Below are 14120 nucleotides of genomic sequence, written 5' to 3' on the forward strand. Positions count from 1 at the left end.
TCTACAATTTAGCAACGTTTCCTAAATATGCGTCATAATGGACCGAATAATGGTCAGAAACTGAAAGTAATAAATGACAATTTTCACATGAAACTTCTTTACCTATTTCTAAATTTTTTAATTCCGTTAAACTATGACAACGACAACAAAAAACCTTTGAGTTTAATTCACCATAACCAACATATTGCACTTCATCTTCAAAAAATCCAACATCTTCTATAATTGGCCGTAATTTTTTTAGTTCTTCTTTACTTAGTGCTAAATATAAATAGCTACCCATTTTCTGACTTTGCAACCAAGTTTTAAGATTACTTTCCAATTGTTCTGGACTTGAATCAAATCCGATGAATACAAAATCAAAAGAATAGTTTTTCTCAAGTAACTTTTCTATTATTGGCTGAATTAACGACCTCCCTCTATGATTCGAACAAATTAAATACTTTCTTTTTCCATCTATAAAACTAGCTTCTTCAACTATTAAATTATTCATCGCATTCTACCCAACTTCTTCAAGTTTATTTTTCAAATATGTTATTACTTCTTTTTTATATGAAGAGATTCCTTTATAATCTAAAATGAAATCCGGCAATTCACATACTATATTATAAAATTGCTTTAACCATTCTTTATTAAGCGCTAATTTCTCTAGTGGTAATAAATGAGTATGAATCGTAAATAGTAGTCCATTAGTAGCAGCCAACCTAAATAACTTTTGAACTTCAACGCGTAAATGAACAAATTTCCCGACATTATCAGTTGTAACTTTTTTTCGTTCCTTACCCCATTGATCGAATGTTTCTAAAGAAGTATCTAATCTATTTCCTGCCATGAGTGACCAATTTTTACGAGTCCAAGGTGCACCTTGTTCAATCGTTTTTAAGAAACGAAGAATTCGATCATCCAATGACTTTTCAGTAAACTTTGGGATCGGTTGATGAATCTCTTTAAATCTCATTCCTAGTTTAAAAGTAAGTGACCAATTCGAAGGAAAACAGAGATGCCCAGCATCTAAAAATAAATCGCCATCTCGTTGACTCATATATATTAAATCCTCTTGTACATGTCTACCTAAGAAATTCAACGGCTTTCCTAAAACTGAAGTTCGATCGCCGATGCGAAATTGTTCCACCTCCATCAAAAGCTTATTATAAAACGTCCAATATTCATTCCCTTTATGAACTTCAAAATATTTTGGGTAATACGTTATTAAATGATCTAAAACTAATTCTACAATTTCCCATTGCCCTTCAAAACTAGTAGGAAGTGCTTGATAACAATGGTTAGGTGAATTATGTAACAAGCTTCTTTTTAATTTTATTTCATCCTCATATTTAGGAGTAATCTCAATACTTACAGGTGGATCTAATATAATCGAATTATTTGAGTAACGAAATATCTCTTCTTTAAACGGATACGGAAAGCTTTCTATTTCATTAACTGGTTTCATCTGAACACCCTTTATAGTAGATTAAAAAGTAAATCGTTCAAATAAGTTAAACTAGCCAAAGATTAACATACTCTTTTTTGTTCCATTAGAGTTAATTAATTATAAGAATATTCTGTCTTTTATGTCAATAGTAAGTCCCTTTTATTGTACATAATAAAAGAAAGTTTATAAGGTACTACATCTGTAGTTTCACACTTTTACTTCTCTATGAACCATTAAGCATATGTCTTTATTTTGTGTTCTCTCCTTCAAACAATCCTGAATAAGTTGTGATCTTTCCATACAAAAAAATTGCCTATAATTTTTATAAGCAATTTTAATCATAATGTTTATTCGATTTCTCCTGTCCAAGCAAGCATACCGCCAGTCATGTTCACAACATTAAATCCATGACTTTCTAAAAACTGTACTGCTCGGCTACTCCTACCACCAGCATGACATACAACGATGTATTCATTATTTTTATCTAAATCGGCCATGCGAAATTCGATTAATCCAAGTGGAATATGCTCAGCACCTGGAATCATTCCGTTTGCTACTTCATCTGCCTCTCGAACATCAATTATATTAACTGATTGTCCATTTTTTAATAGTTCTTCAAGTTTTTCTGCTGTAATTTCTTTCATTTATAACTCTCCTTTATTAAGACCAGGTACTCATTCCGCCTTTTACATTTGTAATATTTGTATAGCCCATTTTTTTAAGAACTTTACATGCTTTTTTACTTCTCATTCCACTCTGGCAAATAATGATTGTTTCTTGATCTTTTGATAGATGATTTATATTTTGCTTTAACAAATGCAATGGAATATTTTTGAATTCTTTAATATGTCTTCCTTTATATTCTGCAGGGGTTCTAACATCAATGAATTGTTTTTCCTTACTTTTCAATTCATTTTTTAGTTCAGTTGTTGAAATTTGCTTAACCCCTTTGATTGGAAGAAAAGTTTGTACTAGAAAATAAGTAATTAATCCGATGATTAGAATATTTAACATTTCAATGAATGTCCTACTTTCAAAAAATTTTTTGGCCTGTAATAGGTTTTACGAAAGATTTTTATCTACTTTTTACTAATAAATTAACTGCTTCTTTTACAAGCTCTTCTGCATTTTCTCCATTTTCATCTGCTAGTCTTACACATTCAATTAGATTTGTACTGACGATCACTCCAATTGTACGATCCATTGCCGCTCTAACTGCCGATAATTGTGTTATAACATCTTTACAGCCCTTATCCTCTTCCATCATCTTTAAAATGCCTCTAAGCTGCCCTTCGATTCTTTTGACTCTATTTTTTATTTGATCATCATAAGTCATACAAATCTTTCCTTTCATTGAAAAATTTTTATATTAGATAAATTGAACTATATACCCAGATAGGTATGATGTCAAATAAATTTGATTCCATTTTAGATTAGTAGAAAAAGAAGATTAATGTCATATACTGTTGAAAAATAGTCAATTTATTTTTAAACAGCATAAAAGCCTGGTATCAAACGATTCCAGGCTTTACTTCTTCACATATTTATGACTAAGAAGGGTATCGTGATAATTGCTATAATCATTATTAACCAATTATTCTTCTTAATATGAGTGATTTCTTCCTCCAATATGAGCTCTTCACTTTTTTTCATTATATATTCCTACTTTCAGTTTTGATTAATTTATTCTTCTATTTAAGATTTATTTCCTTAAATAAAGCTTAAAATACCTGTAAGTAACAATTTTATTGCGATTTAACTTTATATAATGAAAATGAAAATTAAATGAAAAACCTTATTCGAACATCAATTATTTCCTATTTAATCCATTTTACTTTTCCTTTTAGTGTATTATTCTTACTCGATCAAACGGAAAAAAAACTCCTTCAACTTTACCAACTATTTCAGACTGTTTAATATACCCTAATCCATTTCTACTATCTTTACTATTAAGACGATTATCACCCATTACTAAATAAGATTGATTTGGAACTTTAACTTGATTAAATTGTAAATATTTTTTATAGACATTTTTTAAGTGGTCATTTAGATAATTTTCTGATACTTGTTTTCCATTAATATAAAGGTTTCCATTTGTTAAATGAACCGTGTCATTTGGCAAGCCAATTATTCTTTTGACATAATACTTAGGGTCATTTTGTTTTTTTATGATGACAACTTCACCTCTATTGATTGTTGAAAGATGGAATGAGGCTTTGTTTACAAACAAATAGTCATTATTATGTAGTGTCGGTTGCATCGAAGCACCTTGAACAATAAAGGGTGAAAAAATAAAAACCTTAACAATTAATGCAATCGTAAAAGAATAGATTAATAGTTTAAAAGTTTGCCATGCAGAATCTTTTTTTCGTATTTTCAACTTTGTATCCCCTTTAAATTTATTGTTTCCACACTTTAACATAATACGATTAATTGTTTGAATATTCATTACAAAACTTTAATAAAAAAATAGCAAAGCTTACTAATTCACTTTGCTATTTCTTTAATGTTTAGGAGTTTTAAACTTGATTTTGTGCAGTTTCGATAGCCTGCTCTCTAAGTCGGAATTTTTGTATTTTTCCCGAGGCAGTCATCGGGTAAGCTTCTACAAACTCTATATATCGAGGAATTTTATGTTTTGAGATTTTCCCTCTACAGTACAATCGTATATCCTCTTGTGTTATTTTTATTCCTTCTTTAAGAATAATCCAAGCCATTACTTCTTCCCCATAAACTTGATCAGGTACTCCAACTACTTGAACATCTAACACATCTGGGTGAGTATATAAAAATTCTTCAATTTCTCGAGGATAAATATTTTCCCCACCGCGGATAATCATGTCTTTTAGCCTACCAGTCACTTTGCAATAGCCACTGTCGTCCATGATCGCTAAATCTCCAGTATGTAACCAGCCATCTTCGTCAATTGCATTACGAGTAGCTTCTTCATTTTTATAGTAACCTTTCATTACATGATAGCCTCTAGTACAAAGTTCACCTTGCACTCCACGGGGTACTTCATTAGAAGTGCCAGGTTCTACTATTTTCACTTCAACATTGGGTAATGCCTTACCAACCGTTTCAACTCGTACCTCAATTGGATCATTCGTTCTAGTTTGTGTGATAACTGGAGAAGACTCCGTTTGGCCATATGCTATTGTAATCTCTGAAATTCCCATTTTTTCGATTACTGCTTTCATTACCTCGATTGGGCAGTTTGAACCTGCCATTATTCCAGTTCGTAATGTTGATAAATCATATTTAGAAAAATCAGGTTCATTTAATTCAGCAATAAACATTGTAGGAACTCCATGTAATCCGGTACATTTTTCATCTTGTACTGTTTGAAGCACTCTTTTTGGACTAAAGTCTTGGACAGGTACCATTGTTGCTCCAACTGTTACACAAGCCATCGTTCCTAAAACGCATCCAAAACAGTGAAAAAATGGTACAGGAATGCAAAGCCGGTCATCTTTTGTTAATTCCATACAATTTGCGATGTTGTACCCATTATTCACGATATTTGAATGTGTAAGCATTACTCCTTTTGGGAAACCGGTAGTACCAGAAGTATATTGCATATTAATTACATCATGTGGGCTCATTGTTGCGATTCTTGTATCTAACTCTAAGTCTGAAGTATTTTTTGCTAAGGAAATTAACTCGTTCCATGAAAATGTTCCTGGATATTTTTTATCGCCAAGTACAATAACATTACGTAGATACGGTAATCGACTGCTCTTTAACTCTCCAGGTTCTGCATCCTTTAACTCTGGCACGATTTCATATAGCATTTCAATATATGAAGAATCTTTATACTGATCCATTAATATGATTGTCGTTGAATCAGATTGCTTTAATAAATATTCTAGTTCTGCTGTACGATAATTTGTATTTACTGTTACAAGTACTCCACCCATTTTTCCAGTAGCAAATTGTGAAGTAAGCCATTCAGGTGTATTAGAAGACCATATTGCAATATGATCGCCTTTTTTTATGCTAAGACTCATTAATCCTTTTGCAATTTCTCTACAATAGTTTTCAAATTGCTCATAATTCATCCTCAAACCTCTATCCGCGTAGACAACAGCCTCGTGAGTAGGATGCAATTTCGCTTTTTCTTCTAATAATTTCCCTATCGTTACATCTAGTAAATTTGTCATCTGATCCTCCTTGATTGGTTACCGTTCCAAAAGGACGCGTAATTAGTATTTAAACTCAACATAATTAAGAATATTCTATGTTTTTAGACTTTTCCCTTTTAAATTTATTGTAATTCATTTTCTGTTTTATTAATTTTTTTCAGCATAAAAAAGGAATCTAATTTTTATTAGATTCCTAATTGGTAACTATTTAATCTCAATTTCAAGTACTGCTTTGATATTTCTACTTGTTGCAGTCGACATAAATTCTATTTTATATGTACCCTTAGGTAGTCCATCTACTAGTTTGTAGTAATCTTCATAGTAAACTAATTCTTGTGCTTGCTTTAAAGTAACGCTTTTTAGTTTTTGAGTAGAAACTTCATCCTTTGACCTTTGTCTAAGAACTTTCCCAAAATGGTCTATGATTTTAAAATCATATTCTATGGTCGAAGAAAATACTAGTTTTTCAGGATGTTCATTTTGGTTTTTTAAAGTAAAAATAAAAGATTTATCATGTTTTTCTTCTACTAATTTTAATGAAGGCACAATTCCCATAAAAACAATTCCTTGAGTTTCGATAGGAAGTTCTTTTTTTTCACTCACTTTAGGTTGAGAACAGCTACAAATAAGTGTAAAAGTAAAGAAAATTAGTATAGTAATTTTAATAAAAGATTCAACTCCTTATTAAAAGGATAGGAGCAAAATTGGCTCCTATCTCTTTTATTTGAAAATTTTAAGTAAATTACTTTAATGTCTATTAGCGTTTTTTATTCATATTTTTGTTTTGGTTTCATTTTTTTAGTGTTTACTTTCATAACTGCTGCTGCAGCATCCAATCGCCCTGAACCAAAGCTTTCGTCGTATCCCTCATCACCTAAGTCATGAGCTGATTCTTGTAATATTCTTTTCACTTCTGAAACACTAATAGTAGGTTTTAGAGAATATAATAAACCTGCGACTGCTGACACGTGTGGTGCAGCCATGGATGTACCACTACTATAATAAACATCACCGTTGGCAAAAATTGCTGGAATACGTTCACCTGGTGCTACTAAATCTAGTCCTTTACCAGTATTAGAAGTCTTACTAAGGGCATCACTATTATCAGTAGAACCAACTGAAATAACATACTCGGAACTAGCAGGGTAAGCTAACTTTGTATCAGAATAGTTACCAGCAGCTGCAACAATCGTTACACCTTTATTATAAGCGTATTTTAGAGCATCTTCTACTAAGGGGCTAGTTTGTGATGCACCTAGGCTAATATTAATAACTTTAGCTCCATAATCAGTCGCATAACGAATACCTAAAGCAAGATTTTCGAATGTCCCTAGAGCTTCAGTATTTAATATTTGAATTGGCAAGATTTTTACATGTTGATTGATTCCTGCCATCGACTTCTTGTTATTTGCTAAAGCACCAATGATACTTGCTACTTGTGTTCCATGTCCATTATCGTCTATTGCATCTTTTTCATTATGAACAAAATCATAACCTTGATCCTTTAACACTACTCCTTTAAAATCATCGAAGTCATATCCAACCCCTGTGTCTAGAACAGCAACAATCGTATCAGGAAGATTTTTCCCGTGTAGGAATTTCTCCATTTCTTTATAGTTTATATCGGCTCCTACAATTCCACCAATTGGTCGGTCAATTCCATCTCCTTGCGCAGTATTTTCAAGTGACCATTGTGTTTTATATTGAACATCTTTACTTAGTGCTTGAATTGGATTACTTTGTTTACTTTCTTCTACAAACTCAAATATATTTTCATTTTTCAATTGGTTATATAGTTCCCTTGCATTGCCAGCTACTTCTAAAATAAACGTATTCTCAATTGATGTTACATTATTACTTAAGCCTTTAATTTTAGGTAGATTTGTCAAACCTGTTTTTTGTACAACTTCATTAAGTTGAGATAATGTGACTCTATTTTTCACTTTAACGATTAGTTTATTCGACGAATTTGTTGTCAACCCAAATTCTTTGATGGTTTCGATAAGGCTTTTACCTTCCTCTAACTGTAAACTTTGCCAATATTTATTAAGCTGTTCATCAGATTTTTTTGAAGCCTTTTTATTAATTGTTTCTTTCAGATGCTTTATAACTTCGATATCATTTTTTGTAAGTTTATAATCACTATTTTCGCCATCACTGATCTTTTGAATTTCATTAATAACTCCTGTTAGCTCTCTAAGGTCTTTTGCTACTGAATTTCTGAAATCAGCATCTAAAATAGCATCATCAACAACTTCCTTAGAAATCTTATAATATAATGTGGAAATGCTTTGACCTTTATCAGATTCTTCTAACAAATTATCTCTTATATCTCTTAATCTTCCCAATAAACTAAGAATTGATGGGTTTTGCTTAGCACTTACCTCAAGAGCGCAACCAGTTGGCTCGTTATATGGTAGATGATAAGTTGGTTCGCTATTAAAAGTAAATAGACCACCTTTAACGCTTTCTACCTTTATATAAATAGTTGAATCGTTTGAAAGTGGATAAAGAATATGATCAGGGTTCTCTTTGTAATTGAAATAAGCCTTTCCTGCTTCCGCACTTTTTTTATCTCTATATACAGTAATTAGCGGTCCATAGCCATCACCATGGTCACCTTTGATCGTGAAATTTATATGTGAGTTCGGCCCAAATGCATTATGAGGATTTACCTTAAACCACTTGATTTCACCTTCTTTTTTAAATTCAAAACTTATTGGTGTATTTAATTTTACATTTTGGATATCCTTTTCATCAGGCTTTTGGTAGATTCCAACTGCATTAAAAGCATTTTCCACCGATTGTACTTCAGGTGAATTTTTCCCGTATAAATCTTTTGTCGCTTGAATAACACTCAATCGTAATTGGACAAAATCAGCTACGGGTGTTAAATAATTTGTGAGTGCTCTGTAGTAAATTTTACCTAGCTTTTCTTTTCCAATGCCTTTCACATTAACCCCATAGTGTGTGCCACCTTCACTTATTAAATAAGCCGCTTTATTGGAAATCCCACTATTCCAATGTACTCCTCCATTATCCAGTATGCCTCTATATCTATTACTATAGTGATCTGGATTTTCGTTAAGCGTTGGATCAGACATAGAACGTAGAGCATCTCCTGAACGACCAGGCGTAAAAACGTCTTCGCCAATCTGCCAATTATCTTTCTTTTTCGTATCAAATTCGATTAATGTACCAAATATATCTGAAATCGACTCGTTTATAGCTCCCGGTTCACTAGCATAAACAAGTTCTGCCGAATGCTGGGTTACTGCGTGTGTGAATTCATGACCCACGACATCTACTGCACCTGATAATGGAATAAAAGTATTTCCATCACCATCACCAAATGCAAATTGAACCCCATCCCAGTAAGCATTGTTATAGTTCTTTCCGACGTGTACAGTTGCTTTTATCGAAGCACCACGATTATCAAAACTATTTAGATTAAATTTCTTTTTAAAAAAATCATAAGCGATTGCTGTATTGTAATGTGCATCAACGGCTGCAGCATCATAAGTTTCGTTCAAGATTCCGTCATCGTCAACCCAAACTTTCCCTGGAAGAATTTCACTAGATTGGCCATCATAAGTCGTAATTCCTGATCCTCGTGTAAAATCTTGTAAATAATATTTATTTTCAGCTTTATTCGCTAAAATTCTTTTTGTATCTCCTAGAACTCCTTTACCTATTATAGTTGTTTGTTCTCTAGATTCTTGTCCAGCTTCATGAATCGTATTATATTTTTCCACTACTTTTCCTGTCTTTACGTCAATAAAGTAGTACCAGTTTCCTGGCTCTGGTTCTAAGAAATTTAATTTTACAAAATAGACTAAATTCGCTTTATCTTCTTTCATATAGATATTAAGTTCAGGTGTAAGTGTTTTTGTAAATACTGCGTTCATTTTTAAGTCTTGTTTTGCAATATTAATAGCTTGTTCTTTCGTAATATTTTTATCATTATGAATAACTTCTTCTAATAATGCTTCTGGAGCAACAGATCCCGAAAAGGATTCAAGAATTCCGTTTTTAATATGGGCAATTTGTTGGTAGCCAAATATTTTAACCCCTTTATATTCTTGCTGAAAACGAACTAAATGATCTCCTTGATTCCTTACTTCTTTAATGACTTTAAATGATCTTTCTGCATCATTTTTTAGTTTATACATTGCCTTTGAATCATTTAAAAAACTATGAACAGTTTTTTCTGCTGAGTCTGACGAAGGAACTGATAGATTACCAGACATAAAACTAGGGGTACCAAAAGACTTTGAAAGACTCATTGACTCAATGTTTTCATTAGAATAAGCATATTCTGGTGAGGTAATCTCTATATGTGAATGCTTTACAGGAAGGACCTGTGCTTTTGAAACAAAAGGAACGGGCGATTGTGATAGTGCTAATGAAGTCAAAGCTGTTATTGATAAAAGTTTTTTCAACATAAATTAAACCCCTTTAAATTATTGTACACTTGCAATGAAATCCTTAATAAACATCGCTAATTACTTAGAAAACCTCTACAATTATTTTTCTATCAAACTACTAGTTTAATCTAAATTGAACTAGTAAATATGTGGTCTAGGAATGAAAAAACAAAGATCTAATGTATTATTTTTGTTAAGATCGTGAAGTTCATTAATAAGAACATGTATATGATGTTTCTCAAGTTAATAAAAAAGAGAACTGTAACAATTGTATTTTGATAAAAATTTATCTAGTTACCACTTAAAATCCTCATCACACCCCTCCATTCTATTAATAAATTGTTTGAGTACTCAACGTCTTAATATTATGAGTATTCAAAAATATTAACAATACAGGATTTTCGATTGATTCGATTTATCTATTAGATGAATTCAAATTTTAAGCTTTAAATAGATTGAATATGGTTCTTTTTTCGCAATATCGAATGAAGAAAGTTCCAAAAAAAAATAAAACCACTAAATTCTTTGATTTGCGCACAAAAAAAGGTTGAGGGGCAATTAATAGAAACCTCAACCTTTTTGTCTTTTATGTGTAATTCTTTATAAACTTCTGTAGATTTTTTGTTTTGATCATTCAACTGCAAACAAAAAGAAGAAGCATTTTTAGCTTCTTCTTCTTTTTTAACTATTTAGTTTAATTCATTACATAGCAATATTATTATCATTCTCAACTACTGTTGGTTTAAATACGCGTTCCCATTTAGCAATTACAACTGCAGCTAAAGAGTTACCTACTACGTTTACTGCTGTTCTAGCCATATCAAGAATACGGTCAATACCAGCAATAAATGCTAAACCTTCAACTGGAATTCCTACTGTACCTAGTGTTGCTAATAATACAACAAACGAAACGCCTGGTACACCTGCGATCCCTTTTGAAGTAACCATTAAAACTAACATTAGAGAAATTTGATCTGTAATTGATAAATCGATACCATACATTTGAGCGATGAAAATTGCTGCTAATGCTTGATATAAAGTTGATCCATCCAGATTGAATGAGTAACCAGTCGGAATTACGAATGATGAAATAGATCTTGGTACTCCGAATTTTTCTACTTTTTCCATAATTCTTGGTAAAACTGTTTCAGAACTCGCTGTTGAATAGGCTAAGATCAGTTCATCTTTAATTAATTTAATGAACTTAAAAATATTAACTCCTACCATTTTAGCTACTAAACCTAATACTACAATAATAAAGAATGCCATCGTTATATAAACAGTTATGACTAATTTTCCTAATGGAATTAAAGATTCTAGTCCAAATTTTGAAACTGTAACACCGATTAATGCAAAAACTCCAAATGGAGCAAATTTCATAATTTGATTTGTAATGTAAAACATTGTATCAGCTGTACCTTGGAAAAATGCTAATACAGGCTTTCCTCTTTCTCCTACTGCTGTAATACCAAGACCAAACAGCACTGAGAAAAAGATAATTGCTAACATATTTCCTTCAACGAAAGCTGAAAAAATGTTTGGCGGTACGATATTTACAAAAGTATCTGCAAAACCATGACTTTTTACTTCTTTAGCTGTTTCAACATAAGTATTTATATCAGTTTTGTGAAGAATACTCATATCTACACCAGCGCCTGGTTTAACGATATTCGCTACTAGTAAACCGATTAAAATCGCAACAGTTGTAATAATTTCAAAGTACAAAATAGTTTTTCCGCCTAAACGGCCAAGTTTTTTCGTGTCACCAACACTTGCAACACCTACAATGATACTTGAAACAACGATTGGTATTACAATCATTTTAATCAGACGTAAAAAGATGTCTCCGATTGGTTGTAAGTAATCAGCAACCTTTGGATTTCCATAAAAAATTGCGCCCACAATGATCCCGATCACAAGACCAATTAATATTTGCCAAGCTAAGCCAATTTTTTTCATAATAAAAGTCCCCCTTTTAGTAGAATTTTGCCAAGTTTTTTAATTTACTAAAAATAACAAAACCATTTTAATTTTTAAAACGGTTTAAGCACAACTTGGCTTGAGTATGTTATCGATGGAACTCTTATAAATTACCCATCATTTCCATAATTTGCTTTTTTGATTATATTCAGAATTTATAAACAAAAAAGGCTATTAAAAACAGTAGCAAAGAAATCATTACGATTTCAATTTTACTATATTTTCCATATTTCTATCATGGCACATTACAATTTTACTAAAAAACTGAGATTTTGACAAATTTCTCTTTCGTTTTTTTAATTACTTTTTAATTTTTAACCAAATAATTACATATAATTGATTTAAAGTTGAAGGAACCATTTCATATAAAACCACTTTGTTTACGATAAATTAAGAAGAAAAAAGTTAAATATTATCAAGACTTTTATTTACGAATCAGTCGGTTTTGTTTATGATATAAGATGAATAATTTGGAAGTTTAATTTATTTTTTAATAATTAATGAAACTGCTTTCAAGATATTTTTTTTGAAAGTGATTTTACATATTTTGTATAATCAGTCTTGATTATTACTAAAATAAGTTAGTAATTTAAGTTTAAGAAGTGAGGTAAATTAATTGAAAACTAAAGTAAACCCAAAAGCAGTTATTGTTATTTTTGGAGCGACAGGAGACCTAGCAAAAAGAAAGCTTTTCATTTCAATATATAGATTATTTTTAAGTCAAAAAATTGATGAAGGTTTTGCGGTTGTAGGTGTAGGTAGAAGACCTTGGTCTAACGATGAGTTTCGTGAAACTGTAAAAAAATCAATAAAATCTATTGCTTCATCTGAGACTGAAATTGAAAGCTTCTTATCTCATTTTTATTACCACCAATTTGAAGTATTAGAACCATCTTCTTATATCGAATTAGGAAATTTATTAACAAACTTGGATAACCATTATGAAATTCCTGGTAATCGTGTTTTCTTCTTAGCAATGGCACCAGAGTTTTTCGGAACAATTGCTAAACAGTTGAAACAAAATGGCTTGGCTGATACAGAAGGTTGGAGTCGAATTGTAATCGAAAAACCATTTGGACATGATTTACCAAGTGCAATGGAATTGAATAATGAAATTCGCGAAGCATTTTCTGAAGATCAAATCTACCGTATCGACCATTACTTAGGTAAAGAAATGGTTCAAAATATTGAAGTAATCCGTTTTGCTAATGCAATGTTTGAACCACTATGGAATAATCGATTTATTTCGAATATCCAAATTACTTCTAGTGAAATTCTTGGTGTTGAGGACCGTGGTAAGTATTATGAGAACTCTGGAGCTTTAAAAGATATGGTTCAAAATCATATGCTTCAAGTGGCAGCACTTCTTGCTATGGAACCTCCAATTAAATTAACAACAGAAGAAATTCGTAGTGAAAAAGTGAAAGTATTTAAAGCACTTCGAAAAATTGATGAAACTGAAGTAAAAGATTACTTTGTTCGTGGTCAATATGATGCTGGTGTTATAAACGGTGAAGAAGTTCCTTCATATAGAAATGAGAACAATGTAGACCCTGAGTCTCAAACTGAAACATTTGTAGCGGGTAAACTTTTTATCGATAATTTTAGATGGGCAGGTGTTCCATTCTATATTCGAACTGGTAAAAGAATGGCGACAAAATCTACTAAGATTATCGTTCAGTTCTCAGATATACCGATGAATCTTTATTACAATACAAAAGAGACGATGTCTCCGAATTTATTAATTATACATATTCAACCTGACGAAGGGATTACATTGCAGTTAAATGCAAAAAGATCTGGCTCAGATGAAGGTTACACAAAGCCAATTCAATTAACATTTAATAATAATTGCGTTGATTGTATTAATACACCTGAAGCTTATGAGCGATTAATTTATGATTGTATGCTAGGTGATGGTACAAACTTTACTCATTGGGATGAAGTAAAATATTCTTGGAGCTTTGTTGATGTGATCACAAAAGCTTGGGATAAAAATTTAGCACCACTTACAACTTATAGTGCTGGATCAATGGGTCCAGACGAAGCTGATACTTTATTGACAGTTGATGGTCATAAATGGTGGCCAGTTACTGATCGATTAAATGAAAATTAATAAAAAGTTCCCCCCTCATCAAA

General features: G+C 31.6%; 11 protein-coding genes. 1 reads left to right on the forward strand and 10 read right to left on the reverse strand.

What is annotated here, in order from left to right; translation table 11 throughout:
- Position 1: 1 nt before the first annotated feature.
- From ACSBO6_RS11060 to ACSBO6_RS11105, 10 genes are all read right to left on the reverse strand, one after another.
- Positions 2-490, reverse strand: coding sequence for a dimethylamine monooxygenase subunit DmmA family protein (locus tag ACSBO6_RS11060; RefSeq protein ID WP_498843358.1), 489 nt, complete (start codon positions 488-490; stop codon positions 2-4).
- Between the two features lie 6 nt (positions 491-496).
- A complete protein-coding gene (locus ACSBO6_RS11065) occupies positions 497-1447 on the reverse strand; it encodes a heme-dependent oxidative N-demethylase family protein (protein WP_498843359.1) in 951 nt (316 codons plus the stop codon).
- Positions 1448-1776: 329 nt separating this feature from the next.
- The gene (locus ACSBO6_RS11070; RefSeq protein WP_098846027.1) at positions 1777-2073 is read right to left on the reverse strand and encodes a rhodanese-like domain-containing protein; all 297 of its coding nucleotides are present in this window, start codon (positions 2071-2073) and stop codon (positions 1777-1779) included.
- 16 nt (positions 2074-2089) lie between these two features.
- The gene (locus ACSBO6_RS11075; protein ID WP_498844671.1) at positions 2090-2449 is read right to left on the reverse strand and encodes a rhodanese-like domain-containing protein; all 360 of its coding nucleotides are present in this window, start codon (positions 2447-2449) and stop codon (positions 2090-2092) included.
- A 55-nt stretch (positions 2450-2504) separates the two neighbouring features.
- Positions 2505-2765 carry a metal-sensitive transcriptional regulator gene (locus ACSBO6_RS11080; protein WP_098846029.1) on the reverse strand — a complete coding sequence of 87 codons (261 nt, stop codon included), beginning with the start codon at positions 2763-2765 and terminating at the stop codon, positions 2505-2507.
- Positions 2766-3272: 507 nt separating this feature from the next.
- A complete protein-coding gene (gene lepB / locus ACSBO6_RS11085) occupies positions 3273-3809 on the reverse strand; it encodes a signal peptidase I (protein ID WP_286138309.1) in 537 nt (178 codons plus the stop codon).
- A 139-nt stretch (positions 3810-3948) separates the two neighbouring features.
- A complete protein-coding gene (locus tag ACSBO6_RS11090) occupies positions 3949-5592 on the reverse strand; it encodes an AMP-binding protein (protein ID WP_098846030.1) in 1644 nt (547 codons plus the stop codon).
- 186 nt (positions 5593-5778) lie between these two features.
- Entirely contained in the window at positions 5779-6177 is a 399-nt protein-coding gene (locus tag ACSBO6_RS11095) for a BsuPI-related putative proteinase inhibitor (RefSeq protein WP_142339210.1), read from the reverse strand.
- Positions 6178-6341: 164 nt separating this feature from the next.
- Positions 6342-10019, reverse strand: a complete 3678-nt coding sequence (locus ACSBO6_RS11100; RefSeq protein WP_498843360.1) for a M4 family metallopeptidase — start codon at positions 10017-10019, stop codon at positions 6342-6344.
- 684 nt (positions 10020-10703) lie between these two features.
- Positions 10704-11960 (reverse strand): cation:dicarboxylate symporter family transporter, encoded by a 1257-nt coding sequence (locus ACSBO6_RS11105; protein ID WP_098846033.1) that lies wholly within the window; start codon positions 11958-11960, stop codon positions 10704-10706.
- A 637-nt stretch (positions 11961-12597) separates the two neighbouring features.
- On the opposite strand from ACSBO6_RS11105, the gene zwf reads away from it, so the two are divergent.
- Positions 12598-14097: a glucose-6-phosphate dehydrogenase gene (zwf, locus tag ACSBO6_RS11110; RefSeq protein ID WP_098846034.1), complete on the forward strand. Its 1500-nt coding sequence runs from the start codon at positions 12598-12600 to the stop codon at positions 14095-14097.
- Positions 14098-14120: the final 23 nt, after the last annotated feature.

Source organism: Bacillus sp. AL-1R (assembly GCF_052180195.1).
GTDB lineage: Bacteria > Bacillota > Bacilli > Bacillales > Bacillaceae_G > Gottfriedia.